Below are 25,049 nucleotides of genomic sequence, written 5' to 3'. Positions count from 1 at the left end.
GCGCCCCTACGAGCATTTGGGCCGAGGCTGACAGACGCCTAGCAAGGCCGTCCCTACGATCAGGTGACAAGGTTGAGGAGTGCAATGGTTGCACTCAAAGCCGCCAGATCGTAGGATCCAAAGTGCCTGCTCTTGCCCGCTTCGACGACTGCGTGATCTACATGTATGCCGCTGATCATCCGCCACCGCATTTCCACATCCGGATGAAGGATGGTCGGGAAGCAATGGTCCGTATCGGAGGCCTGGCCCCGATGCTTGGCGAGGTCGCCGCACAGGAGCTTGGCGAGCCCTTGGCCTGGGCTCATCGGCATGCGGCGTTCCTGAAATTCAAATGGCGGGAGCTCAACACATGAGCCGTTTGCCGCCGCCTCAGTTCACCCTTCGTGCCGTGCGGGCTGTCCAACCCAACGCGCTGGCCCTCGAGTTCGACGATGGTTTCAGCGCGCGGGTCGATCTTGCACCGGTCATCCGGCGCTATAAGGCGCTATCGCCCCTTCGCGACTGGACCGTGTTTAGCGGCGTGGCGCTCGGCGCATCGGGGAGGAGTGTCGTCTTCACCGACGAGATCGACCTGGCGAGTGACAACCTTCGTGCCCGAGCCCTCGAACAACTGGGTCATTACACGCACGAGCACGTTATCGTGTGGATGGAACACCACGACCTCACCCTTGATCAGGCGGCTGATGCCCTTGGATTGAGCCGCCGGATGCTTGCGTATTATCGAAGCGGCGAAAAGCTCGTTCCCAGGACGGTAGGTCTTGCGATGGTCGGTTGGGACCACCTCCACGCCAGGACAGCTGCCTGACCCCTCAAGATCACCTTCCCCGCGCCGATACGGGTGGGAGGGAGGAGCGCATGCGTATTCCAGTTGTGTTGGTGCACGGGTTTGTGGGGAACCTGCATCTCGGGGAACTGCGCGCGCATCTCGACCCGGCGTCCGTCTTCAGTCCGGACCTGCTGGGCTATGGGCTGTACCGCGGCATCCCGGAAGAAAACCTCACCGTGCCCGAACAGGTGCGGCACCTGGCCCGTTACCTCGACCGGGAACTCCCGGGCGAGCGGGTGATGCTGGTCGGTCATTCCGCCGGCGTGGCCATCGTCATGCGCTATGCGCGGCAGTTCCCCGCGCGCGTCGCCGCCATCGTCAGCGCCGAGGGTAACCTTGCCCCGAGCGACGCGTTCCTGTCGTCCCGGCTGGCGCCGATGAGTCCCGCCGATGTCGAGGGGTGGCTGGAAACCGCCAGGGACAATCCGGCCGCCCTGATGACCTCCGACGGCCACCGCCTTACGGGCCCGGCGCTTGTGCGCATGACAGGGTGGCTGGCGCACCAGTCGGCGAAGACCATCCACACTGCGGCACGCGCGGTGCTGGCGGAAACAAGCCGGGCCAGCTACGAGGCCGAGGTGCGCGCCACGATGGCGGCGGTGCCCACGTACCTGGTCTCCGGCGAGAAGACGCCCGATGCCATGCGTTCGCCCGCGTGGGCTCGCGACCTTGCGCAGGGCAGTTTCGTCATCCCGCGCACGGGGCACCTGATGGTGCTGGAAGAACCCGAAGAGGTATCGCGCTGCCTCTCGCTGGTGGTGGATGCCGTCCGCGCACGGGGCGCGCGCTAACGATCGACCGTGACACCCGCCTGCGCCATCGCGGCCCGGAACTCGTCGCGGGTGAACGGCTTGATGATGGGGACGGCGCCCGCGGGCTCGGTGCCGTCGGCCGCGTATGGATCGGAGAGCATCAGCACCGTGGCCAGCGTGCCACCTTGCCGTTCGCGCGCGGCTTCGAGGTAGGCCCCATCGCGGTCGTCGTCCGACGCGGGGATGCAGGCGGCCAGCAACTCGGTGTGTGGCGTGGTTTCCGCATGGTGCATGGCCGCCCGGTGCGTGGTGAACAGGGCGACGTCGAAATGCCACGAGCGCAGGATATCCTCCAGCGCGTGAGCGAGGTTATGGTCGGGCTCGACCACGATGGCGGTGCGGTTTGGCATGCGCCCACCTTACCCGATTTCAAACCGCTGGGTTGTGCCAGGCTTCCGTGCTTTCGTCCACGGGCGCCATGCACTCGAGGCGCCATTCCTGGGGCCCCGGCGACTGGGGCGTGCCCACGGTCGTTACCAGCGAAAAATAGCTGAGGCGTTGGCCGCCGTGCACGAGCACGAGGGGGATCACTGGCAGGTCACGGCCATCCACGTGGAGGCCCGGGTCTTCCACGCCGGGGTAAGCGAGCAACTCGGCCACCAACGCCTTCGTCGCCTTGTCCGGCACACCACCCACGGCCTCGCGGCGCACGCGCTGGAGCAGGGCGGCGGAGAATCGCTCCCAGTCGGCGACGTGGGGCCTGAGACCCTGCGGGGCGAACATCAGGTGCAGCAGGTTGCGAGGCTTAGGCCAGCGTTCAAGGTCAATGAATGTACCCAGCAAGCGCCGCACGGCATCGTTGGCCATGACGACGTTCCAGTAGCGGTCCATGACCAGCGCCGGGAATGGGTCGTGTTGCCGCAGCATGCGTTCGAGCGCCTGGCGGACGATGGCCAGCGAGGCGTCGTCCCAGGTTTCCTCCGCATAGCGCGGCGCGAACCCCGCCGCGAGCAGCAACTGGTTGCGCTCGCGGAAAGGCATGTCGAGGCCGTCTGCCACGGCCATGAGCGTCTGGCGGGTCGGCTGGCTGCGACCGCTTTCGATGAAGCTCAGGTGGCGCTGGGAGACACCGGTCTCGAGCGAAAGATCGATCTGGCTGAGGCCACGCAGGCCCCGCCAGGCTTTCAGCAACGCACCGAGTTCACTGCCCGCCGTGCTCACGTGGTGGGGCATCGCGCTGTCCTCCCGTCGAGCCCCGGAGCGTATCACCGCGGCGTGCCCGCATCGCGGACAACTTCGGTGAGCTCGCCGGTATCGGTGTTGTAGAAGAGGCCGAGGATATCGGCGTGCATCGGCACACCTGGGCTGCGGCGCAGCAGCGCCACGTCATATGCCAGGGATGCCTCGAAGTCGTCGATGCAAACGCTTCCGTGGTCGTAAGCGGCCGAGATATCGGCGCCATTCTCCTTGCGGAAGGCGTCGACGATGCCATGGGCGCTGTACGAGGTCGCACCGCAGTTCGAGTGATGCACCACGACAACGGTCTCGACACCGAACAGGTGTTCCAGCACGGTGACCGAACGCAGCGCGTCGATGGCCCGGCCTGCCGCCACCGCGACGGTCGCGACCTCCGTCGTTGAACCGACGCGCTGGCCGTGCTCATTGGTGATCACTTCGCCAGGGTAGGTCTGGCCGCCCATGAACCGCGCGACGGCATGCGGTATCTCGGTGACGCGGGGATCGAGACAGTAGATGACGAGCGTCTTCAGCGGTATCGCGTGGGCGAACGCGGCACGCGTGGCGGCCTCGTCGAATCCTTCCTGTGCGCTGAAGACGTACTCGCTGAACGGGTGGGGGGATGTCATGGGGCTGCTCCGCCTTGGGGGTGTGCGGTGCAGTGTGGGTTCGCGCAAAACCACCGGCAATTACGTGCCGGGTAATAAACCGGCCATCAGAACCGGTACATCAGCGCCGCGGAGTAGGCCAGCGTCGAATCCGCGTCCACCATCGGGCTGTCGCTTACCGCATCGGGCAGGCGGCTGTAGCGGAACGACGCCAGAACCGACCAGCGTTCGCCAAGGCGGATCATGGCCGTGGCTCCCGCGTACGGTGCCGTCGCCCAATCGCTGCGATAGGCGGGCAGGCCGCTACGCAGCGCTTCCTTGCGGCTGATGCCGTAGTAGTAATCGTTGAGTTTGCGGTTGGTGTAGGCGGCGCCCACCATCGGGATGAGTACCACGCTGCGGCCGAACGGCATGGGGTAGGCGTAGTTCGCATCGAAGACATGGCCCCCGCCATGGCCCGTGACTTCGCGCTGGGCTGCCACGGTGAGCCGGCCCCAGTCGCCATGCGTGAGCCACTGCAGGCCCAATTGGGCCGACAGGTCGCGGTCCTCGAGCCGGCGCAGCCGTGGGTCGTGCGTATCCTCGGCGCGGAAGCGGTTGCCGATGGGAGAGAGGACCACGGAGAGTCCGTTGTTGCCGCCCTGGAACAGGCGTGCGCCGAAGCTCGGGCCACGCAGGAAGAACCGTTTCCCCTCGTAGCTCGCCATGGGCAGGGGCCATGCCTTATTGTCGTAGCTCCGGTAGGGGCTTGGGCTCCAGGCCACGCCCAGGCCCAGGCTGAAACCACCGGGCTTGCTTTCCTGGGCTTGGGCGAGGGGCGCCGACGCCATCGCCAGTGCCGATACACCACAGAACATGAGTTTACGTGCCATCAACCAGACTGCCTTCACCAACGGGGCCCGCATGGTCGGACAACAACATTGTGGCAACATTGCCTGCGGCAACGTGCTAGCTTTCACAGGATGATCGACGTTTCCACGCGCGCACGGCTCGAGGCCCTCATGGCAGGGGGCGGCCGGCGTATCCTCGGCATCGCCGGCTTGCCCGGCTCGGGCAAATCCACCCTGTCGTCGCAGCTGCTCGCGGCGGTGCCTGGCGCGGTCAACGTGCCGATGGATGGCTTCCACCTCGCGAACGCCGAACTCAAGCGGCTCGGCCGCGCCGGGCGCAAGGGCGCCCCCGATACCTTCGATGCCAGCGGCTATGTCGCGTTGTTGCGCCGCCTGCGATCGCCCGTGGAGGGCGAGACGGTGTACGCGCCGGCCTTCCATCGCGAGATCGAAGAGCCCATCGCCGGCGAGATCGGCGTACCGGCCGAAACGCGGCTGGTGATCACCGAGGGTAACTACCTTCTGATGGAGGAGGGCGCCTGGCGCGACGTGCGCCCGCTCCTCGATGAGGTCTGGTTCGTCGATGTCGATGACGAACAACGCCTCGCGCAACTGCTGGCGCGCCACATGCGCTTCGGCCGCTCGCGCGAGGATGCGCTGCACTGGATAGAAACCACCGACGAACCCAACGCCCGGCGCATCGCCGCCACGGCGCACCGGGCGGATTTCCGAGCACGACCCCTTCCCATGGAGGCTGCATGAGCGCCGTTACTTCACCGTCCAGCGGCGCTGCCGCACTGGCCACGCCACGCACCGGCATCGTTGTTGGCATCGCCACCATCGCGGGCCTGGGTGGCCTGCTGTTCGGCTACGACACCGGCGTCATCGGTGTCGCGCTGCTCGGCCTGGGCCGCCAGTTCGCCCTGGACGACACCACGAAGCAGCTGGTCACTGGCGCCATCATCTTCGGGGCCTTGTTCGGTTGCCTCGGCACGGGCCCGTTCTCGGACCGGCTTGGCCGGCGCCGCATGGTCATCTTCGTGGGCATCGTGTTCGCGCTGGGCTCCATCGCCTCGGCGCTCGCGCCATCGGTGGGCTGGCTGATCGCCGCGCGCTTCATCCTCGGGCTATCCGCGGGCAGCTCGACGCAGATCATCCCGGTCTACATCGCCGAGGTGGCCCCGCCTAAGCACCGCGGCAAAATGGTGGTGCTGTTCCAGTTCATGATCGTGTTCGGCATCACGGTGGCGTACTTCACCGGCTTCGCGTTCGGCGAACACTGGCGCTGGATGTTCGGCCTGGGCCTCATCCCCGCGCTGGTGCTGCTGGCCGGCATGGCGTTCCTGCCCGAGAGCCCGCGCTGGCTGGTGGCCGAGAAGCGCCAGGCCGAGGCGCTGAAGATCCTCGAGCGCATCCGTGGCAACGAGGCCGCGGCCCGCGCGGAGATCACCGAGATCGAGACGGTCTCGGAAGACGTGCCCTCGGGCAGCTGGAAAGACCTGGCCAAGCCATGGGTGCGCCCCGCCATCATCGTCGGCGCGGGCATCTCGATGTTCTCGCAGATCACGGGCAACAACGCGCTGATCTACTACGCGCCAACGATCCTCACCAAGGCCGGCTTCTCCGACCAGGCGGCCGTGCTCGGAACGGGTCTCAGCACCATCCTCGTCGTGGTCATGACGGTGATCGGCAGCTTCCTCGTCGACAAGATCGGCCGCCGCACCTACCTGCTGTGGATGATCCCCGGCAGCATCGTGGCCCTGCTGGTCATGGGCTACCTGTTCCAGGGCGCCGGCCCGCAGACCGATTTCAGCCGCTGGCTGGCCGTGGCCAGCCTCGCCGCCTACATGATGCTCAACTGCGGTGGCTTCGGCGTGTGTATCTGGCTGATCAACGCCGAGGTGTACCCGCTGTTCGTCCGCGGCAAGGGCGCGAGCCTGGGCTCGTTCAGCCACTGGATATTCGACCTCATCGTGACCCTGACCACGCTGTCGCTGGTGACCTGGCTGGGTGCCACGCACACGTTCTGGCTGTACGCGGCCATCTCGGTGGTGTCGCTACTGTTCATCTACTTCCTCGTGCCCGAGACGATGGGCAAGAGCCTGGAAGAAATCGAACACGAGCTACGCGAGCACCGGTTCTTCCCCTACCAGAAGAAGCGGCTGGCGGCAGCGAAGGCATAAGCCCCCCCGCAACCCACGAGAGGGCCCGGCCCACAGCCGGGCCTTTTTTTGTTCTAACGCTTCTGTGGGAGCGCGCTTGCGCGCGATGCTCCTGTCCAGGTTCATCCGCACACGCGAATGATCCGATTCTTCAGCCCGCCGGCCACTCGCGGAAAACGACGCATACCGTCGTCGCATCCAACATCGCAAACTCCCGCGAGCCCCAGGGCTTGTGTTCCACCCGCTTGCCGTTGGGATGGAGCAGGTGTGGCACGCGCGTTGACATCTCGCGGTAAAGGGCGTCGATGTCGTCGGTGTCGATACTGAGCTCGGGCCGGTCCTTCGCAGCGTATTCCGGGCTGGCCACGATGTAGGCCTTGGCGCCGTCGCGCTCGATCACGGCCAGGTCGGCGTCTTGGTATCTCACTTCGAAACCCAGCCCGCCAACGAAGAAGTCGAGGCCCTGCTGCAGGGTGTCGTAGAAGATCTTCGGGATCAGGTTCTTCATCATGGCGGATGGCGCCCATCGCTGGCCCCGGGGTGGGGTCCGCCTATCGTAGCGCCAAAAAAAACGCCACCGCAGGTGCGGTGGCGAGGGGAGACTTGCGTTGCCCCGTGGGCCGGGGCGAATTGTTATGTCCGGATACCGGCGCCCCGAGGGGCGCCGGCGGGCTGTGCGCTATCAGAAGTCGTACGTCGCCGTCAGGCGGGCGTAGCGAGGCGTCTGGAAGTACTGGCCAATGCCGTAGTTGTTGAGCACCGTCTGGGGCGAGGCTTCGTACGTCGCATAGCTGTTGAGCGGCTTGCGCTCGTTGGTGACGTTGAAGACGCTGGCGCCGAACGCGAGCTTGCCCTCGAAGTAGGCAGGACGGTAGGTCACGGCGAGGTCGAGCTGGCGGTACCACGGGTTGCGCTTGTCGCCCGGGTGCGACGGCATGCCGTTGCAGTTGTGGTACGACGAGCCGTAACCGATCGGATCCGGGTCGGCGGCGCCGTCCTCGAAGCCAAGGCACGATTCCGGCGCGCCGGAGGCGAGGCGGAGGTTACCCGACACCATCCACTCATCCGTGAACTGGTAGGCGCCGTAGGCCTTGATCGAGTGCGTGCGGTCGTTCGCCAGCAGGCCGTTGGCGTACTGCATCAGCTCGGCCGAATCCCAGTCCTGCGTCTTCGAGATATCGGTCTGGCCGATATCGGACTTGGTCTGGCCTTCGGTGTTGCCGTACGAGCGCGAGAAGGTGTAGTCGACGCGACCCTGCCACTTGCCGTCGAACGGGTGCTCCAGGTAGAGGTCGAGCGCGTAGTACGAGCGCTTGGCCTTCTGCGTGAAGCCCCAGTCCTGCTGGTTCATCTTCACTTCCGTGCGGCCCGAGCCGTCGGTGTTGGCGAGGCTGAACGTATTGGTGTCGCCCGGGTTGAAGATGATGCAGCCAGGGATCACGACCGAATCCGGGTCGAGGCCTTCGCGGGTCATCTTGTCGGCGATCTTGCCGGTGTCGCACACGTCGTCGATGGCCGTACGCAGCTTGCGCACCGTGACCTTCGCGCCGGTGACCCAGTCGGAGCCCAGCGTCTTGTCGAAGCCGAGGATGGCTTCGTCCTGGTACTGGCTCTTCAGGTCGCGGGCGGCAACGCCCTGGGCGTCGATCGACTGGCCGAACTCGCCGTCGGGCGACACCAGGCCGCCGAGCTGCTTCAGGCCCGTCGGGCGCCCATTCGGGTCGATGCCGGTGTAGGTGAAGTACTCGTAGGTGTAGGTGGACGGCGAGGCGCCACGCACGGCCACGTTGTTGGGCAGGGCGAGGTAGTAGCGACCGAGGTTGCCGTAGACCTTCAGGCTGGAATCACCGAACACGTCCCACGAGGCACCGAGGCGCGGAGCCCACTGCGCCTGGTTGTTCACGTAGGGCTTGTTCTGGCCGTTGAAGTTCTTGAAGCCGTCGTTGCGCACGCCGATGCTGACCATGACCTTGTCGTTGACCTGCCAGCGGTCTTCGAGGTACTGGGCGCGCTGGTCGAGCGACATGTTGGTGATATCGCTGAAGACCACGCGGCGCACGTAGTAACCGTTGCCGCCCGGCGCACCGATGCCCTGGCCCGGGCTGATCGCGGTGCCGGGGTTGGCCGAGTGGAAGTAGCGCCAGTAGTAACCCGGGCCACTGCTGACGGTACCTTCGTTGATGCCCTTGTAGTGCATGTTGTCGATACCACCGGCGAGGTGGTGGTCGCCAAGCTGCCACTCGAGGTCGAGGCGCAAGCCATGCGTGCGGCTGCCGGCATTCGGGTTCTGCGTGGTCAGCGACGAGTTGAGGTTGGTGATGGGCGTACCGCCCGTGATCGCCGGGTCCTGCAGGCCGGGGTTATAGATGTACGGCTGCTGGTCGATGTTCGGCGTGGGATTCTGCAGGTAGTCGGTGGTCCAGCCCTTCGCGTACGTGGCCGAGAGCGTGATGTCATCGGTGATGTACGAGGTGTACTTGGCGATGGCGTACTTGGACGTGATCTTCGACGTATCGGCGTCGGCGCCGGTGCGGCCCGTGCCCGAGCGGCTGTCGTAGTCGTAGCCGGTGTAGTAGCCGCGCTGTTCGTCCGTCGAGTGGATACCCGTCAGTTCGAGGATGTTCGAGTCGTTGATGTTCCAGTCCAGCTTCGCGTACACCTTCGGCAGGTTGTACGTGTAGTGGTTGGTCGCCACCGGGTTCGATTCGACGTTCGCGGTGCTGTTGCCTTCCGACTTCTCGGCTTCGGCCGCGACGAAGAAGAACAGCTTGTCCTTGATCAGCGGGCCGCCCACGTAGGCGCTGTAGGTCTGCGTCCACTTGGTGTTGTCGTCACCCGAGCGGTAGATCGAACCGACCTTGTCCGCCTGCTGGTAGCCGTAGCCGGCCGGCAGCGTCTTGTTGCCGTAGTACACGCTACCCGGGTTGGAGGCGGCGAACTTGGGCTCCCAGAGGATCTGCGCGCCGAAGTGCCAGTCGTTGGTGCCGCGCTTGCCGACCTGCGAAATCACGCCGCCGTCGGAACGGCCGTACTTGGCGGAGTAACCGCCCGTATAGACTTCCTGCTGGTCGATGGCGCCGTAGGGCAGGCCAACGCCGCCGAGGGCCTTGTACGGGTCGGTGGTGTTGTAGCCGTTGACGTAGTAGGCGTTCTCAGACGCGCCCGAACCACCGAACGACACGGTACGGAAACGGCCGCCACCCAGGCTGCTGTTGCCCTGGACAGCGCCCGGCGCGAGGAGCGCGATGGCTTCCGCGTTGCGGCCGAGCGGCAGGCGCGCAAGCGTTTCGGACGTGACGACGGTGCGGGAATCGACCTGCGAGGTATCGATCGGCGGCAGGGCGCTGGCCGAGACCGTCACGGACTCGAGCGACTGCGCGTTGGCAGCCGACGCGGCGGCCGCGACGAACGAGACATCGGTGCTGCCGCCGACCTTGATGCTCACGTTCTTGCGCGAATCAACGACGGCACCGTTGTTCTTCGCGCTGACCGTGTAGGTACCGAGCGGGAGGTTGCTGATGTTGTAGTGGCCCTGCGCATCGACCGGCACTTCGCGCGTCAGGCCGTTGCTGCCCATGACCTGCACCGTCGTGACGCTGCCAGGCTGCACCGAGCCGGCGATCGCGCCGGTCGTGGCCTGCGCATATGCGCCGCCCGCCATGCCCAACCCAGCCGCGAGCGCGAGCGCAAGCGTCGACCGGCGCAGCAACTGCGCCTGTGCTGTGTTCCGTACCATGTATTCGACTCCCCGATGGCCTCGCGGCCGTGCAAGAAAAAAAGTTCAAAGTGTGGTGCAAAGCCTTTTAGGCCACCGCCTGGCGGTGCTCCCAGCCCGTCAGTGCGCGCCGACGTTAAAAGTCTGTGTGTAACATCGTCTATACGACTTTTTCCTATATCCAACAATAACTTACGAACAAGAAATTACGATGTGCCGCAAGAAAATGCCGCACAGCCGGGGCGCCTTGCGGCGCGCCGTTTGTGCGGCAGGAAAGGCGGCCCGAAGGCCGCAAGAAAGCGTGTGAAGGGGCTCAGCCCTTGATGAATGCCAGGAGGTCGGCGTTGAGCGTTTCGGCCTCGGTCGTCAGCATCCCGTGCGGGTAGCCCTTGTAGATCTTCAGCGTCGCCCCCTTCACCAGTTTGGCTGAAAGCTCGGCGGCATCCTTGTACGGCACCACCTGGTCGTCGTCGCCGTGCAGGATCAGCGTGGGCACGGTGATCGTCTTCAGGTCGTCGGTCTGGTCGGTTTCCGAGAACGTCTTGATGCCGTCGTAATGGGCCTTGGCGCTACCCGCCATGCCCTGGCGCCACCAGTTCCAGATGGTGCCCTGGGCCACCTTCGCACCCGGGCGGTTGAAGCCGTAAAAAGGGCCCGAGGCCACGTCGAGATAGAACTGCGAGCGGTTGGCGGCCAGCGCGTCGCGGAAGCCGTCGAAGACCTCGCGCGGCAGGCCACCCGGGTTGCCTTCGGTCTTCAGCATCAGCGGCGGGATGGCGCTGACCAGCACGGCCTTGGCCACGCGGCCGGCCGGTTCGCCGAACTTGGCCACGTAGCGGGCCACTTCGCCGCCACCGGTGGAATGGCCGATATGCACGGCGTTTTTGAGATCGAGATGCTCGACGACGGCAAAGGCATCGGCGGCATAGTGGTCCATGTCGTGGTTTTCGCCGACCTGCTGCGAGCGGCCATGGCCGCGGCGGTCGTGGGCGACGACGCGGTACCCGTGCTGCACGAAGAACAGCATCTGCGCGTCCCAGTCATCCGAGCTGAGCGGCCAGCCGTGGTGGAACATGATGGGCTGGGCATCCTTCGGGCCCCAGTCCTTGTAATAGATGGCGACGCCGTCCTTGGTCGTGACGTACGAAGAGGAAAACGTGTCGTGGGTGCTCATGGGTGGCCTCGGGTGTCGGTGTCCCGTGACTATCCTTGAATACGCCGCGCGCGACTTGGCGAGGATTGCCCGCGGGCCGCGGATTCTTACGTTTTCTCTGCGGTGTAACCGATGTGCCCGCCCGTGCGAATCCCTTGGGAGCCCCCTGGCTCTTCAATGGAGATCGCCATGAATCGTGCACACACGCTTTCCGCCGCGGTGGCCGCGCTTTGCCTTGCGGGCGCCGCACACGCCAACCCAACGGCATCGTTCCAGCTTCCACGCTTTGATTCCCCGTACGTTTACGTCATGTCCAACGATATCGCGCAAAACAGCGTTGCCGTGCTCCAACGCAGCTTCTTCGGCAGCCTGGTGAAGCGTGATGTCGTCGCCACCGGTGGCAAGGGTGTCGGCGTGGGTACCACCGCGCCGCCGCCGGATCCGCTCGGTTCGCAGAACGCGCTGGTGAAGAGTGACGATGGCCGCTGGCTGTTCGCCACCAACGCCGGCAGCAACCAGGTATCGGTGTTCGCCATCCAGGGGCGCCACCTCGAACTTGTCGACGTGCAGGCATCGGGCGGTACGTTCCCTGTGAGCATCGCGCAGCGCGGCAACCGCGTGTACGTGCTCAACAGTGCCGGCACCTCGACCGTCACGGCATTCCAGCTCACGCCGGGCGGCCAGCTCGTGGCCTTGCCGAGGGAAACGCGGCTGCTTGGCACGGATGCGCCGTTGGTGGGCAACCAGCCTAACGTGGGCCAGACGCCGGCGCAGCTGCAGTTCTCGCCCGATGGCCATTGGCTCGCCGTCTCGGTGAAGAACGCCGCCGGCAAGGGCTGGTTCGAAGTGTTCGGCGTGGGCCGCGATGGCTCGCTCGCCGCCGACCCGTCCATCACGCCGTCGAACGATCCGCAGCCGTTCGGCTTCGACTTCGATAACCGTGGGCACCTCATCACCTCGCAGGCTGCGGGCTCGGCCGCGTCGTCCTATGCCGTGGGTGGCGATGGCGGCTTGCGTGCGATCACCGCCGATGTCGCGAACGGGCAGGCCGCCGCATGCTGGCTGACGGTCGCGGGCCGCTTCGCCTTCACCGCCAACGCGGGCAAGGGGAACATCAGCGCGTACCGCATCGGGCAGGGCGGTGAGCTCAGCCTTGTCGGCAAGGGTGTCGCGGGTTCGCTCGAGGCCGGCGCGGCCCCGACCGACCTCAAGGCCTCGGCCGATGGCGCGTTCCTGTATGTCGGCAACTCGCTCGGCGGCAACGTCGATACGTTCCTCGTGCTGCCGGATGGGCGTCTGCTGCAGGTGGGCAACACACCCGTGTTCGCAGGCGCGTCTGGCATGCAGGGCCTGGCGCTGTAGCCCTGCGGCTGTTCCTTGCACGCGCAAGTTCTCACGAACGGGCGCGTGCGATGGGACAAAAAATTCACCCACGGCTGCTAGCCTTGACGCCTTTCAAGACGGAGCAAGCCATGCGTCGCAACGCACTTGCAGCGGGTCTCTCGTTATTCGTTCTCTCCAGCGCCACCGCGGGCGCCAGCGCGCAGGATGGCGATATCGACATCCAGAAACAGCGCATCACGATCCAGCCCATGACGACCGTCGACGTGGCGGCGCACACGGGGTACTTCCAGGACCCGTACCCGATCCGTACCGCCCCGCGCAATGCGAAGGCCGGGCTGCCGACGTTTTCCGGCACCACGCAGCAGCTGCTCAACTGCGATGGCGCGATCCAGCCGAATTGCTTCACGCCAACCAAGGTGACGATCGACCCGGGCCCGTTCACGGCCAAGGCGGCCGCGGCCGGCGTGCAGATCAACAACTTCGAAGGGCTGAATATCTTCCAGGACAACACCGGCTCCTGGGAGATGGCGGTGACGGCGCACGTCAAAAAGATCGGCGGCACCGGCACGGGTTGGAACGTCATCATGCACGCGCACCCTCTCGGCACCGATGCCGGCGTGCCCACGGACTGGGAAGCGGATACGCTGCTGGTCGGCGACCTCGCCACCTTTGCGCCCAACAACTACAACGGCAAGTATTTCCAGGACGACGACGGCTCGCTCTACCTCATCTACAACAAGAAGGTGGGCGAGGGGCAGGACGCGGTGGTGGCGCAGCTGATGGCATCGCCGACGGCGATGACGCGGCGCATGCCCGTGCCGTTGCTCGGGCCCGAGATGGCCAACGGGGGTCACAACTCCGAGCGGGCCTATGGCCTGGATGATCCGCGCAACGTGCGGCTGATCGAGACGGGCAACGTCACGAAGATCAACGGGAAGTACGTGATGACGTACTCGGTGGGCACGTTCAACCGGCCGGACTACAAGGCGGGCATCGCGTATTCCGACACCTTCCTGCCTTCGTCGGGCCACTACTACCGCCGCGTGGCCATGCCGGACGTGGCCAATATCTGGGGCCAGCCAAACCACCCCGAGGTGGTGTACCTGCTGCAGTCGCAGAAGCCGCGGTGGCCCAACTACGTCGGAAAACAGGTCTACGCTCCGGGCGTGCCGGCCATCGTCAGCGACGGCCACGAGCACTATTACCTCACGTTCGCCGGCTACGACCCGTCCGATGCGCCCACCGACGACAAGGGCCTGTACAAGGGCCCGCACCGCCGGCCCTACTACGTGCGCCTGAACGTGCACGTGCCGCAGGCTGGCTCGGCCGACAAGGCGTCGCCGATGGAACTGGCGCACTGGATCGAGCCGGCACCCGGCCCGTGAGCGCTACCGGCTGAGGCGCAGCAGGACAACGCCGTGCCGGGGCACGTCGCCATGGAAGGCGTCGCCCGCTGGCGAGGATTGATGCGCCCAAAGGTCGCGCACGGTCGCGGTGCCTGCGAACCCGCTACCCAGGCGGTGCCACGCGAATGACACACTGGCGCTTGCGTCACCGCGGTTGAAGAAGCCGACCACCACCGAGCCGTCGGCCATGTCGCGGGCAAGCACCTCGACATCACCTTGTTTCTGCAGCCGGCGCGCGGGCCTGCCCGCAGGGTCCTGGTCGACGGCGATGACCTCGCGATTGAGCAGGATGCTGCGCGTGGCCGCATCCATCGTGCGCAGGTCGTTGCCCGCGAGCAGGGGCGCGGGGAGCATCGACCACAAACTCATCTGCGTACGGTATTCGTCGGTGTCCATGCCGCCATTGCCAATCTCCAGCATGTCGGGGTCGTTCCAATGCCCCGGGCCCGACCAGGCGGCCAGCTCAAGCTGGCGGAAGCCGCGCTGCGACATCGACGCCCAGGTATCGCTGATATCCGGCGTGGTGCGCCACAGGTTGGCGCCGGTTCCGGGCCCCCATCGCCAGATATCGAATTCGCCCGATTGCGAGAGGCTGTAGACCATGGGCCGGCCGGCGTTGCGCAGGGCGTGGCCCATCCGGCGGAACAGCGCTTCCTGGTTCTCGCGGGTCACCGGGTAGAGCAGCGTGGCCCCGCAATAGTCGTACTTGAGGAAGTCGACGCCCCACGCCGCGTATGTACGGGCGTCGTCGTCTTCGTGGCCGAAGCTGCCTTCGAACTTCGCGCAGGTTTTCGCACCGGGCGACGAGTAGAGGCCGAGCTTCAGCCCGCGTGCGTGGACATAGGCGGCGAGGGCGGCCATGTCACCGAACTTCGCGTTGGGGCGGATGTGGCCCGCGGCATCGCGTTCGCCCTCCCACGTATCATCGATGTTGACGTACGTGTAGCCCGCGTCGCGCATGCCCGTGGCGACCATCGCATCCGCCATGCCGCGCACGTCGGCGGCGGTGATGCGGCCGGCGAAATGGTTCCAGCTGTTCCAGCCCATGGGTGGCAGCTGGGCCAGGCCGTTAGAGGGAACGGCGGGTTCGGCAGCGACGTGCCGGGTGTCGCTACCCGCAGCCACGCCCAAACTGCAGCCAAGCGTGGCGGCGACGACGGCGGCGGCGACGGCCGTGCGGAACCTTCGATGCAACGACATGCTTGCTCCCACCCAACGGCGAAAGCGTGACTATGCCATCGACGGCAGGGCACCCACCACGCGAAGCGATACGCCCTCGTAGGGGCCGAGGGCCAGCGTGAGCAGGCCATCCTCCGCCAGGTCGCCGGTGATCGTCTCGGCGACCATGTCGACGACGGGGCCGGGCTGCACGCCCTGCAGGGTGAGCTGTTCCTCCAGCGCGGTGCCGCTGAAATTCAGCGCCGTGACCTGCGTGCCGCGGCCATCGGGCAGCTCATGCACCATCACCAGCAAGCCCGGGTGGGCCACGTCGGGGATGGCGATCTGGTGGCTGGCACCGATCTGGTAGGCCTCGCGTACCGAGAGCAGGTGCTTCAACTGGCTCGCGAACGAGTCGGGGTCCTTGAGCTGCGCCGGCAACGCACCGTAGAGCGACCGCGCGCGGGGCAGGCCGCCGGCCGAGGCGTCCGCCTCCGGGTGGCGCCCGGCAAGGTCGTAGCCACCGCGCTCGATCCAGCGCACGTCACCTTCCGCGGCACGCTCGGCCACCGCCTCGAGCGGGAGCGGCAGCGCGCCGACCAGGTCCCAGCCCGATAGCGCGAACACACCCGGCTGGAAGGCGTTGTACATCACCAGCAGCAGGTGGATCTTGCGGATGAGGGCGAGTTGCTCGTCGGTGATGGCGTCAAGGTCAGTGATATCCAGCGCCGCCGTGATCACGCTTACCGTGGTGCATGCGATGCCGTTGGTGACAAACCGATGGTTGTACGGCGCGTGCGTGCCCGCGAGGCGCTCGTGGATCGTCTCGCGCAGGTGCGTGCGCAACGTGCGCCCCTGCCACGACTGGTTGCCGAACGTATACATGTCGTTGGCGTGCAGCGTCCAGAAATGCACCAGCTCCGTTGTCAGCTCATCGTGGTTCTGCAGCGCGTGGATGAGCGAACCCGGGTCGATGCCGTACTCGTGGGCCATGCGCAGCATCATGCGCAGGTATTCGGCATCGCCCGTCAGCAGCGCATGCTGGTAGGCGGGCCGGGTGATGAAGTCGTACGAGAGGTCGGCGCCAGCGCGCGACATCGCGGCGATGTCGTCGAGCGTGAGGTTGAGCTCCTGGAACGAGAAACCGCCGGCCTTGCGGATCATGCCCGCGAGCAGGGCGTTGCCGGTGAGCGACAGCGGGTGGCCCTCCGACCACGCCGGGCCGCCCGTGCGCCGCTCCACGCCAAGGAAGCCGTTGGCATCGAGGCGCAGGCCGCGCGCGCCCAGCCGGTCGATCGAATGCAGCGCATCGCCCACCACGAGCTGCTGCGCCGCGAACGACGGGTCGAGCCAGTTAAGGCTGGGCTGGCCATCCTTGAAGTAATGCAGGTACACCCAGCGGCGCGCCTTGCCATCGGTGCCGACCACCACGGGCGTGGCGCTCCAGTCGGTTTCCTTCACGCCCGGCTCGAAGAAGATCACGCGCTGCAGCTGGCCGACGATATAACCGCGATCGTGCAGGTAATCCACCTGCGCGGGGGAGAGGTTGGCGGCGTCGTCACCGTCGGCCACCTCGGGCAGGTGCGGCCAGTCTTCCTCGGGGATCTCCACCATGTGGTAAAGGCCCGGGTAATCGCCATGGCCCATTTCCGCGAGGCGGAAGTCCGCACCCTTGCCGGTATGCGCAGGCACCACGTCATCGATGACCACCACGTTGTGGGCGGCGGCCATGCGGCTGAGGGCCACGTATTCGTCGGTGCTGCCGAAATCCGGGTCGATCTCGAAGCCGATGCGGTCGAAATGGCCGTCCACCGTGGGTGTGTAGCCCTCTGGCGTCCACCCGCCGGCGCGCTTCATCGGACCCGTGTGCACGCCGCGGATGCCGATGGACGACAGGGCGGACCACAGCGACGGATCGGAAAGGGTCTTCAGCACCGACTCGCCCTCGCCGGTGATGATCGAGGCGGGGTAGGCCGTGAACCACACCGGCGCGATGGCCGAGGCCGAGCGCGGGCGCGGGATGGCGTACGGGTGCTGCCACATACGCCCCGTGCCGCTGAAGGCCACCGCCATGGCGCGTGCCTGCGCGAGCATGGATTCGGCGGCCAGTTGCTCGATGGCGCTGGGCGGCAGGGTGGGCTTCTTGTCGGTCATGGCGGGTCGCGGGTGCGTGGAAACGTGAAGGGTGATGGATGGGGCGTCTACGGGAGGTGGGCGGTCTCATGGCGACTCGGCGCCCCAAAACGCATTGTGTAGGGAAGGTGAATATCTACGAATTTTCTGATAGCTTGCGCACACTTCATGGAGAAGGGGGAGCAGTGATGCAAAAGCTAGTGTTGGGGTTGATGGTTCTTTTCCTGAGCGGATGTGCGTTCAACAAGCAGGTCGTGACGCTCAATCCGAATGTCGTGGTGCCAAAATCCTCGGTTGGGGCGGGGGTGACCGTGGCACTCAAGGTGGTCGACGAACGTCCGAACACGTCGTTGGGGCACCGGGGCACCGCCTATGGCGCGGCCGCGGAGATCACGACGAGCCAGGATATGGCGCAGTTGATCCAGGAGAAAATCCGCAAGGGCCTCGAAGACCGGGGCTACAAGGTGGTTACCGGCGGCGCATCGGCGGATCGCCAGCTCGCGTTCGAGCTACGCGACCTGACGTATTCGACCTCCACGGGCTTCTGGACGGGTGGCGTTGAGATTGCCGGTGCGTTGAAGACCGTGGGCCACAGCGGCTCAAGCAACTACGAGCAGCTCTATCGCGTGAGTGACAAGCAGCGCGTCGTGGTCGTTCCCACGGCGGATACGAACGCCGCGTGGATGAATACGGCCTTGTCTGAGCTACTCCAAAAGGTGTTCAGCGATACCGCGCTCGATCACTTCCTGGTGAACGGAAGCTGATGGTGCCTGGCTCGCGGGCGGAACGGCCCGCGAGCCTCCACCGAAAATGTGCACTCCCGCCTCACACCCCGTGGTGCACGATGAGTCTGTCTCATCGTGAAAGCTGCCATGGACTCCTTCTACACCATCGACGTCGACGTCCAGCTCGTACCCGGCAGGGGCTACTCGGCCTCGTATGTCATCACCGAGCCGGATGGCACCGTCGTGCACCGCCGCCTCATCGCGCGCCGCTTCGCGGCCTATTCGGAAGCGATGAGCTGCGCACTCGATGTAGCGAAGGCGACCGCGGCGACCCTGCCAAAGCAGGCGCTTGGCGGCCTGGTTCCACACGGCCTCGCCGCTGCTGCCGTGGGCTCGCCTATCGCGGGGTGAGTGGCGTATCCGGGGGCGCTTTGTCCCCCTGCTTGCCCTTCGTGCGCCGGCAGCGCTCGGAGCAATAGCGAACCTGCTCCCAGTCGCGTGCCCATTTGCGGCGCCAGGAGAAAGGGCGGCCGCAGCTGGCGCAGATTTTCTGGGGGAGGAAGGGCTTTTTCATCCTGGCGCGCGGCCGGTTTGTGGTCAGGTCAGGCCCAGCTTCTGGCTCACGGTGAACGTCGCGAACAGAAGGCCCACCAGGGCGATGACGAAGATGACGGCTACCGTGCCGACCTTGCGCAGCACCGCGCGCCGCTCCGCCTGGCGCCCCTTCTTGCCCTGTTCGTAGTGCCACCGGATGGCGAAGAACATGCCCGTGCCGAACACGAGCACCTTGAAGGTGATGAAGACGATGGGGATCCAGTCCAGCATGGTTTTGGTGGCTTCGCCGAGGTAAGCCATGCTACCTAAAGCCGCCCGCCCCGGGCCGGGGCAAATTGTCCCACCGGCGAACCGTGCCGGTTACCCGGCCGCCACCGTCACTTTCAGGTCGATGGGCGAAGCGGCGCGCGCCAGCCCCTTCGTTCCGATGGTCAGCTGCACGTTGCTGCCAAGCTTGGCCTTTACGCTGGGCTCGGCCCGCAGGGTCCACTCCCCGTTTACCCGGTCGAACACCAGCATGTGGAGGCCGACGGTGCCTGCCTCGGCGGCGGATACGGACACCATCAGCCGGATGGCCTTGTCGCCCGGGGCACCCGGCGGGGTGATGGTCAGGTCCGCGTCGCGGCCCGCTGCGACCTGGATGCTGGGTTGGTCCACGATGACCCCTTGGCGCGATACGGAAAGGTCGACTTTGAACGTATCGGCGGCGTGCGCGGCCATCGATGTGATGCCCAGCAGTAACGCCAGACAAGCGGCTGGCTTCTTGAACATGTATGCCTTCCTCCAGTGATCCCCTGACCCTGAGAAGCGGTGCTAGCGTGCGCGCTGCAAGCGGTGTGGTCAACGACCTGGTGGCCGGGACTGTGTAAAGATGCCCCGGATGCCCGATGGAGCAAACGCATGTGGTATTCGGCACACCTCATTTTCTATTTCGTGGTCGAGTCGCAGGATTCCGTTCTCGTGCATGAAAATGTCCACCTGATCGATGCGGTGGATGATGACGCGGCCAACGAGCAGGCCGTTCGTATCGGGAAGGAGGGAGAGGATCTGAACGAGAACGGCACGCTCTTCCTCAATGAGCAGCCGGCGCAATACCGGTTCGCTGGGGTCCGCAAGGTCATTTCGGTGGAGACGACGCCGGACACGGCGGTGGAAAAGATCGTCAGCGGCGTCGAGGTGACCTATTCACAGTTCGAGGTCGATAACCTGTCGGAGGTCATGCAGCTAGCGCATGGCGACTTCGTCGACGTGCTTTATCGAGAGTAGGGGGCGTTATGTGGATGTGCGCGCATCTCATTTTTTATTACAAATGCGCCGAGCAGGACTCGATCCTTGTCCATGAAAATGTCCATCTGATCGAAGCGGATAGCGCTGAGGATGCGAACAGGAAGGCGTTGGAACTTGGGCGCGAGGGGGAAATTCTAAATGAGGACGGAACGCTCACCATCGACGACAAGCCGGCGCAATATCTTTTCGCGGGCGTGCGAAAAATCATTACCGTTGTCCCGGCGCCAGGAAAAGGCGACGCGGATCTGACAAGTGGCATGGAAGTGACTTATTCGCAGTTCGAGGTTGACGATGAGGAAGCTCTTCGGAGACTAGCGGACGGGGAAGGTGTTGATGTCTTCTATGAAGCGGAGTGATGAATCAGTTGGGGCGGCATAGTGGCGCTCATTTGTCTCGATACCCGTTCTGCGACGTGTTCATGTTGTCCGGTCGCTTTTGCATTTCGCCAGGCGACCGAATCGCTGGCCGTGGCCGCCGAGTTGAGGGGCCCCGGCGTTAAAGCTTGGCTTGAATCAGCAATTCGGGCAGGGAATCCATGTATATGCGGAAAATAGCCTCTCCAATGATGCGATTGTGGGTAAGGCTCATCTTGGTCATGTTCCCCGTCATCATTGTGCTCGGCGTCATCAGCTACGGCCTGACGATGGTCTTGATTGGCTACGCCCGGGGACTCCAGTTCCTGGGCGTTTTTCCGTTGCTCGTTGGATCAGGCCTGGTCTTCCATTCATTTTTTACGCCAGATCTAAAGCGGATGGCGGAACAGCGACGGCGCCGGAGAAGGCGCGATGGCCATGCATGAAATGACAGGAGCTAGCCATGTGGATGTGTGCGCATCTGATCTTCTACTACCAGTGCGAGGATCAAGAGTCGATTCTTGTGCACGAGAATGTCCATCTAATAAATGCTGAAAATGGGGACGAAGCCCTGCTCAAGGCTGAGGAGATCGGCCGAAAGCGAGAGGACCTCAACGAGGATGGAACGCTCACCGTGGACGACAAACCAGCGAAATATCTTTTCGCTGGCGTTCGACGAATCATCACCGTTCTTCAAACGCCGGAAACCGGGTTTGGTGATCCTTCCAGTGGTATGGAAGTCACCTATTCGACGTTTGAGGTCGATGACGAGGATGCCCTCCGAAAGCTCGCGAACGGTGACGGGGTGGACGTGTTCTACGACGCTGATTGATGCGGTCTTGCGATCAGCGTGCTCGTCCATAAGGATCCGAACGCCATATGACCGGCCGATCAAGGTCTACATTCGCGTGGTTGCGCCGTCGACGTCAATTTCTCCACATTGCCGGCAGCGCAGCAACACTGAGGACAAAACCATGAAGGCACACGTCCTCGACCCCCGGATCCTCATCTTTGACGAAGCAACCAGCGCGCTCGACTACGAGTCGGAAAGAGCGGTCATGGACAACATGCGCGCCATCTGCCGCGATCGAACCGTCATCATCATCGCCCACCGTCTATCCACTGTGCGCCAGGCGAACAGGATTATCGTTGTCGACAAGGGGCGCATCGTCGAGTCCGGTGCGCCCGCCGAACTCCTCGCGCTGGAAGACGGCCATTTCCGTCAGCTCCACCGACTCCAGCAGGGCTGACCATGGGCATGAGAATCGATGCCATCGGTGCGGTGCTCGCCCGGTACCGGGACATCTCAAAGGCAGCGTGGGCCGAACGTCACGCCATGGTGCCTGCATCGAGGACCGCTGACGAGCTTGCGTTCCTGCCGGCACACCTCGAACTGATGGATGCGCCTGTCTCCCCGGTGCCCCGGTGGAGCATGCGCATCATCATGGCGTTGTTCGCCGTAGCAGTGGCCTGGGCGTGTCTTGGGAAGCTCGACGTTGTCGCCGTCGGCGCTGGCAAGACCGTCACCACCGGACGCACGCGGGTGGTCCAGCCGCCGGAGACAGCGGTGGTCCGTCGCATCATGGTCGGCGATGGTCAGCATGTCCGGAAAGGCGAGATTCTCGTTGAACTCGACAAAACGGCCACGAGCGCGGAGGTCGACAAGGCACGCGATGCCCTGCTCAGCGCCCGCCTCAACGCACTGCGCAGCGGCGCGATGGCCAAGGCAATCGACGGCGGCATGCTCGCGGTCCTGACCAACGACGGGACGTATCCCGCCACCCGCTTCGACGCCATGCGGGACCTTGCCTCCAGCCAGTGGGCGGCTTTCCTTGCGCGAAAGCAGGGCCTCGAGGCGATGGTCCAGCAAAAGACGGCCGAGCTTCGCACGGTCGAGTCTGCGATAGCGCCGCTCGAGCAGGTTCTCGCCATATCGCAAACCCGGGTGGCTGACTACGAGGCGCTGCTCGACAAGAAGTATGTCCCTCGCCAGGAATACCTTGTGCGAAAGCAGGAGCGCATCAACGCGGAGCGAGACTTGGCAGCCCAGCGAAGCCGTGCCCAGGAGCTGCGCTCGGCCATTGTGGGCGCCCGTGAGGAACTGGCGCTGTCAACCACGGAACTCCGCCGGCAAACACTCGACGAACTGCGCCAGGCGCAGGAACAAGTCGCCCAGTATGGGCCCGAGGTTGAAAAGACGACACAGCACAATGCGCAAATGGCCCTGCGCTCGCCTGTCGACGGCACGGTCCAGCAGCTCGCCGTCCACACGATTGGCGGCGTGGTCACGCCCGCACAGCCGCTGCTCTCGGTCGTGCCTGACAACGAATCGCTCGAGGTCGAAGTCACGGTCCTCAACCGGGACATCGGATTCATTCGGGCAGGGCAGGCGGCCGCCGTCAAGGTCGACACCTTTCCCTACACGCGTTACGGCCACCTCGAAGGACGCGTCGGGAGTGTGTCACACGATGCCATCCAGGACGAAAAGCTCGGATTGGTCTACCTCGCCCGCGTCATCCTGCCGACGAACACCCTTGTGGTCGATGGCGTACCAGTCCACCTGTCGCCAGGCATGTCCCTGTCGGTGGAGATCAAGACCGACAAGCGCAGGGTCATTGACTATCTCCTGTCGCCACTCAAACAGGCCACGCATGAGGCGATGCAGGAGCGCTGAAGATGTACGGTCGCCAATACTGAAACGACAGGGTCGGGTATGCAAATGCGGGGATTTTTGATCACCGGAGCAGCGTGCACAAGCACTGCCATGGCCCTCTACTGCTTACAGCAATCGTTTGCAAAAGAATGGGTAAGGGCGAAAGCTGACCGGCTTCCAGCACAGGATGTTGCGGCCGGGAAGGGCTTCTTTTCCAGCGGTGGGGAGGTCGTTGAATGATCGCAATAGGTTATGTCATCGCCGCTTCGGCAAGCGCCAGCATCTTGATTGCCTTGTTCAACAAGGCGCTCACAGACGGGGCGAGAAACGGTGCGGCACGGCTTGCGTGGGCTCTTGCCGCCACGGCGCTGGGTGCCTATGTCGGTGGCGCCGTCGGAGGGGTCATTCACGTGATCGAACGGGGTGTTGTGGAATACGGCAGCAGAAGCGGCAGCGTGACGTTCCACCGCGACGAGCATCCCTTGCTTTTCTGGGGTGCACTTGGCGTGCTCTCTGCGGCGACATGCGTTCTCGCTGCTCTGGCTGCAGTAGCTGCCTGGAAAGCTCTCAAGAAGAGCTGATTTTTCATCTTAATCAAAGGAGTTGATGGTGAGCTTCCCATATTTTGGCGAGAGCCGTATCGGGTTCCAGATAACGGAGTTGTCCACTGCATTGACCGAGTACTTCACTCGGTCGTTCGCAGATTTGCAGGCGAAGGCGAAGGCGGGGAGCCTCACCGATGCTCAATTCGCTGCATCCCAGGCTTCGCTCTACGAGCAATGTGCTGAGCTGTCGCATTTGTTCGCTGACCGATTCCGTGGAACGGGTGATAGTGAATGGGCGGCCTTGTGTGACACATGGGCCAAAGGCTTCGATGAAAAGAAGTTGCTCGCAAAGTCTGCCGTCGAGAGCAAGGATGCGTTGACTGAACTCATCAAGAATACGGCGTCTTCATTGTCGATATTCTCCGAGAAATCGGTCTTGTCCACATACTTTGGCGAAGGAGCTGGTCCAGCGTGGTCGACGTCCTTCAAAGTCCCCGACTTCCTTGACAAGGCAGCACAAGGCTGGGAAGGCGTCGAGGACTGGCTGAAGGGTGATGCGACCGCCATTGCGGGCCTGGCTGCATCATTCTTTCTCGGCAACATCCTGGCCGAGGCGACGGCGATCCTCGTGGTTTCACTCGCTGGTGGGCCAGTCGTGACGACGCTCGCGCTCATCGCGGCCGGCGTCGCATTGATGGCAACAGGGGATGTAATCAAGAATGGCGTCAATGACTTCCTCGAAATTTTCGGTGGCGAGGACGAGGCTGATGCTGCCCAGGTGATTCAAAGGGCGCTCAAGAATGGTAACTCCGTCTATCTTCCGCACGTCGGCGACCAGCTTTTCTTTGGCACGTCGGGTGATGACAAATGGGCGGGCAAGGCGGATGTCAAAAATGACGCCGTGGGCGGCGATGGCAACGACATCATCTATGGCGGCGACAAGGCAGACTTCCTGAGCGGTGGAGCGGGGAACGACACCCTCCACGGCGGCGCGGGTTTCGACAAGCTCAAGGGTGGAGACGGCGACGACTTGCTCGATGGTGGGGCGGGCAGCGACACGCTGGTCGGCGGGAAGGGGTATGACACGTATGTGTTTACCACCGCGGACATGACCGCGCAGGCGGTGGATGACTACATCACCGACGAGGATGGCCAGGGTCAAATCCTCTTCAACATCAAAGCCTACGGACCGTCACGGGCGACAAAAACGCGCCCAATATCCGTCCCGACGTCACCGTCGTGAACAAGGATGACAGCATCGATATGACAGAAGTCGTGTCGCAGGGGCAGACTGCGCAGCAGATGCAAGATAAACTTACCTCGGCAAGGGAGCAGTTGGGACGGCCTGGCGTCGATCGGGTCGTTGAAGCTGATCCGCTTCCTGAACAAGGCGCGCCATCGGCGCCGAGTGTTACGACGCAGCCGAGGTTTTCTCCAGGGCGTCCCGGCGAGCCGGTGCCGGAAGTACCGACGCAAGTTGAGCCGGTGACTGTCGAAAACATCTTTGAAATCCCATGACAACATCGCATGAGAAAGGCGTGGTGAAAGCTCGATACTTGGTCACCTACGACTGGCCAAAGGAAGCTGACACGCGCGACATCCTTGCGA

29 protein-coding genes and 1 pseudogene are annotated in these 25,049 nt (G+C 64.4%); 18 read left to right on the top strand and 12 right to left on the bottom strand.

Annotated elements, in window-relative coordinates:
* Positions 1-122 precede the first annotated feature (122 nt).
* Genes VI08_RS21335 through VI08_RS10740 form a run of 3 tightly spaced genes read left to right on the top strand, consistent with a single transcriptional unit; the run spans position 123 to position 1,617 of the window.
* Positions 123-353 carry a DUF4160 domain-containing protein gene (locus VI08_RS21335; RefSeq protein ID WP_198148919.1) on the top strand — a complete coding sequence of 77 codons (231 nt, stop codon included), beginning with the start codon at positions 123-125 and terminating at the stop codon, positions 351-353.
* On the top strand, positions 350-805 hold the full coding sequence (locus VI08_RS10745; protein ID WP_157006634.1) for a DUF2442 domain-containing protein: 456 nt from the start codon (positions 350-352) through the stop codon (positions 803-805). The genes VI08_RS21335 and VI08_RS10745 overlap by 4 nt, the downstream gene beginning before the upstream one ends.
* A 50-nt stretch (positions 806-855) precedes the next feature.
* Entirely contained in the window at positions 856-1,617 is a 762-nt protein-coding gene (locus tag VI08_RS10740) for an alpha/beta fold hydrolase (RefSeq protein ID WP_084621441.1), read from the top strand.
* Here the strand turns inward: VI08_RS10740 and VI08_RS10735 are convergent.
* The 4 genes from VI08_RS10735 to VI08_RS10720 all read right to left on the bottom strand — a co-directional run bounded on the left by VI08_RS10735 (position 1,614) and on the right by VI08_RS10720 (position 4,294).
* Positions 1,614-1,988, bottom strand: a complete 375-nt coding sequence (locus VI08_RS10735; RefSeq protein ID WP_045829570.1) for a response regulator transcription factor — start codon at positions 1,986-1,988, stop codon at positions 1,614-1,616. The genes VI08_RS10740 and VI08_RS10735 overlap by 4 nt on opposite strands.
* 19 nt (positions 1,989-2,007) lie before the next feature.
* Complete coding sequence (locus VI08_RS10730) at positions 2,008-2,811, bottom strand: helix-turn-helix domain-containing protein (protein ID WP_045829569.1); 804 nt, start codon at positions 2,809-2,811, stop codon at positions 2,008-2,010.
* A 32-nt stretch (positions 2,812-2,843) separates the two neighbouring features.
* A complete protein-coding gene (locus VI08_RS10725; RefSeq protein WP_045829568.1) occupies positions 2,844-3,443 on the bottom strand; it encodes a carbonic anhydrase in 600 nt (199 codons plus the stop codon).
* Between the two features lie 86 nt (positions 3,444-3,529).
* The gene (locus VI08_RS10720) at positions 3,530-4,294 is read right to left on the bottom strand and encodes a MipA/OmpV family protein (RefSeq protein WP_045829567.1); all 765 of its coding nucleotides are present in this window, start codon (positions 4,292-4,294) and stop codon (positions 3,530-3,532) included.
* Between the two features lie 90 nt (positions 4,295-4,384).
* Here VI08_RS10720 and VI08_RS10715 point away from each other — a divergent pair, with 90 nt between their 5' ends.
* Together VI08_RS10715 and VI08_RS10710 are read left to right on the top strand one after the other, a co-directional pair.
* Positions 4,385-5,014, top strand: a complete 630-nt coding sequence (locus tag VI08_RS10715; protein ID WP_045829566.1) for a nucleoside/nucleotide kinase family protein — start codon at positions 4,385-4,387, stop codon at positions 5,012-5,014.
* Positions 5,011-6,435 (top strand): sugar porter family MFS transporter, encoded by a 1,425-nt coding sequence (locus VI08_RS10710; protein ID WP_045829565.1) that lies wholly within the window; start codon positions 5,011-5,013, stop codon positions 6,433-6,435. Before VI08_RS10715 ends, VI08_RS10710 begins: the two co-directional genes overlap by 4 nt.
* A 130-nt stretch (positions 6,436-6,565) precedes the next feature.
* On the opposite strand, the gene VI08_RS10705 is transcribed toward VI08_RS10710, so the two are convergent.
* The 3 genes from VI08_RS10705 to VI08_RS10695 all read right to left on the bottom strand — a co-directional run bounded on the left by VI08_RS10705 (position 6,566) and on the right by VI08_RS10695 (position 11,303).
* A complete protein-coding gene (locus VI08_RS10705; RefSeq protein ID WP_045829564.1) occupies positions 6,566-6,925 on the bottom strand; it encodes a hypothetical protein in 360 nt (119 codons plus the stop codon).
* Positions 6,926-7,096: 171 nt separating this feature from the next.
* Positions 7,097-10,150: a TonB-dependent receptor gene (locus tag VI08_RS10700; protein ID WP_045829563.1), complete on the bottom strand. Its 3,054-nt coding sequence runs from the start codon at positions 10,148-10,150 to the stop codon at positions 7,097-7,099.
* A gap of 292 nt (positions 10,151-10,442) precedes the next feature.
* Positions 10,443-11,303, bottom strand: a complete 861-nt coding sequence (locus VI08_RS10695; RefSeq protein WP_045829562.1) for an alpha/beta fold hydrolase — start codon at positions 11,301-11,303, stop codon at positions 10,443-10,445.
* Positions 11,304-11,471: 168 nt separating this feature from the next.
* Here VI08_RS10695 and VI08_RS10690 point away from each other — a divergent pair, with 168 nt between their 5' ends.
* Entirely contained in the window at positions 11,472-12,644 is a 1,173-nt protein-coding gene (locus VI08_RS10690; protein WP_198148918.1) for a lactonase family protein, read from the top strand.
* A 110-nt stretch (positions 12,645-12,754) separates the two neighbouring features.
* Complete coding sequence (locus VI08_RS10685) at positions 12,755-14,011, top strand: hypothetical protein (RefSeq protein ID WP_045829561.1); 1,257 nt, start codon at positions 12,755-12,757, stop codon at positions 14,009-14,011.
* A gap of 3 nt (positions 14,012-14,014) precedes the next feature.
* On the opposite strand, the gene VI08_RS10680 is transcribed toward VI08_RS10685, so the two are convergent.
* Both VI08_RS10680 and treS read right to left on the bottom strand, forming a co-directional pair.
* On the bottom strand, positions 14,015-15,232 hold the full coding sequence (locus tag VI08_RS10680; protein ID WP_052697829.1) for a glycoside hydrolase family 27 protein: 1,218 nt from the start codon (positions 15,230-15,232) through the stop codon (positions 14,015-14,017).
* A gap of 30 nt (positions 15,233-15,262) precedes the next feature.
* Positions 15,263-17,344: a maltose alpha-D-glucosyltransferase gene (treS, locus tag VI08_RS10675; protein WP_045829560.1), complete on the bottom strand. Its 2,082-nt coding sequence runs from the start codon at positions 17,342-17,344 to the stop codon at positions 15,263-15,265.
* A gap of 107 nt (positions 17,345-17,451) precedes the next feature.
* On the opposite strand from treS, the gene VI08_RS10670 reads away from it, so the two are divergent.
* Together VI08_RS10670 and VI08_RS10665 are read left to right on the top strand one after the other, a co-directional pair.
* Positions 17,452-18,087, top strand: coding sequence for a YajG family lipoprotein (locus VI08_RS10670; RefSeq protein ID WP_198148917.1), 636 nt, complete (start codon positions 17,452-17,454; stop codon positions 18,085-18,087).
* A gap of 108 nt (positions 18,088-18,195) precedes the next feature.
* Positions 18,196-18,459 (top strand): hypothetical protein, encoded by a 264-nt coding sequence (locus tag VI08_RS10665; protein WP_045829558.1) that lies wholly within the window; start codon positions 18,196-18,198, stop codon positions 18,457-18,459.
* Here VI08_RS10665 and VI08_RS21330 read toward each other — a convergent pair.
* From VI08_RS21330 to VI08_RS10655, 3 genes are read right to left on the bottom strand one after another with little or no spacing between them, the layout of a single operon-like run.
* Entirely contained in the window at positions 18,446-18,622 is a 177-nt protein-coding gene (locus VI08_RS21330; protein ID WP_084621437.1) for a DUF2256 domain-containing protein, read from the bottom strand. The two genes, VI08_RS10665 and VI08_RS21330, sit on opposite strands and share 14 nt — an antisense overlap.
* A 23-nt stretch (positions 18,623-18,645) precedes the next feature.
* Positions 18,646-18,903 (bottom strand): hypothetical protein, encoded by a 258-nt coding sequence (locus tag VI08_RS10660; protein WP_198148916.1) that lies wholly within the window; start codon positions 18,901-18,903, stop codon positions 18,646-18,648.
* Between the two features lie 60 nt (positions 18,904-18,963).
* Entirely contained in the window at positions 18,964-19,374 is a 411-nt protein-coding gene (locus VI08_RS10655) for a hypothetical protein (protein WP_045829557.1), read from the bottom strand.
* 129 nt (positions 19,375-19,503) lie between these two features.
* Between VI08_RS10655 and VI08_RS10650 the strand changes: the two genes are divergently transcribed.
* The 9 genes and pseudogenes from VI08_RS10650 (at position 19,504) to VI08_RS21760 (ending at position 24,959) form a co-directional block, all read left to right on the top strand.
* Entirely contained in the window at positions 19,504-19,869 is a 366-nt protein-coding gene (locus tag VI08_RS10650) for a DUF4288 domain-containing protein (RefSeq protein WP_045829556.1), read from the top strand.
* A 14-nt stretch (positions 19,870-19,883) separates the two neighbouring features.
* Positions 19,884-20,246, top strand: coding sequence for a DUF4288 domain-containing protein (locus tag VI08_RS10645; protein WP_232309524.1), 363 nt, complete (start codon positions 19,884-19,886; stop codon positions 20,244-20,246).
* 239 nt (positions 20,247-20,485) lie between these two features.
* Positions 20,486-20,689 carry a hypothetical protein gene (locus VI08_RS10640; protein ID WP_045829554.1) on the top strand — a complete coding sequence of 68 codons (204 nt, stop codon included), beginning with the start codon at positions 20,486-20,488 and terminating at the stop codon, positions 20,687-20,689.
* 23 nt (positions 20,690-20,712) lie between these two features.
* The gene (locus VI08_RS10635; RefSeq protein ID WP_232309523.1) at positions 20,713-21,075 is read left to right on the top strand and encodes a DUF4288 domain-containing protein; all 363 of its coding nucleotides are present in this window, start codon (positions 20,713-20,715) and stop codon (positions 21,073-21,075) included.
* A 145-nt stretch (positions 21,076-21,220) separates the two neighbouring features.
* Positions 21,221-21,493: pseudogene (locus tag VI08_RS10630) on the top strand (type I secretion system permease/ATPase); the annotation flags it as partial.
* An 8-nt stretch (positions 21,494-21,501) separates the two neighbouring features.
* A complete protein-coding gene (locus tag VI08_RS10625; RefSeq protein WP_232309522.1) occupies positions 21,502-22,917 on the top strand; it encodes an HlyD family type I secretion periplasmic adaptor subunit in 1,416 nt (471 codons plus the stop codon).
* 215 nt (positions 22,918-23,132) lie between these two features.
* Positions 23,133-23,477, top strand: a complete 345-nt coding sequence (locus VI08_RS10620) for a hypothetical protein (RefSeq protein WP_045829550.1) — start codon at positions 23,133-23,135, stop codon at positions 23,475-23,477.
* A gap of 25 nt (positions 23,478-23,502) precedes the next feature.
* On the top strand, positions 23,503-24,684 hold the full coding sequence (locus tag VI08_RS20845) for a hypothetical protein (protein ID WP_052697828.1): 1,182 nt from the start codon (positions 23,503-23,505) through the stop codon (positions 24,682-24,684).
* Positions 24,681-24,959 carry a hypothetical protein gene (locus VI08_RS21760; RefSeq protein ID WP_157006628.1) on the top strand — a complete coding sequence of 93 codons (279 nt, stop codon included), beginning with the start codon at positions 24,681-24,683 and terminating at the stop codon, positions 24,957-24,959. Before VI08_RS20845 ends, VI08_RS21760 begins: the two co-directional genes overlap by 4 nt.
* Positions 24,960-25,049 lie beyond the last annotated feature (90 nt).

Source organism: Luteibacter yeojuensis (assembly GCF_000964085.1).
GTDB classification, from domain to species: Bacteria; Pseudomonadota; Gammaproteobacteria; order Xanthomonadales; family Rhodanobacteraceae; genus Luteibacter; species Luteibacter yeojuensis_A.
The sequence above is the reverse complement of the archived record's forward strand: the minus strand, read 5'-3'. Positions and strand labels throughout refer to the sequence as shown.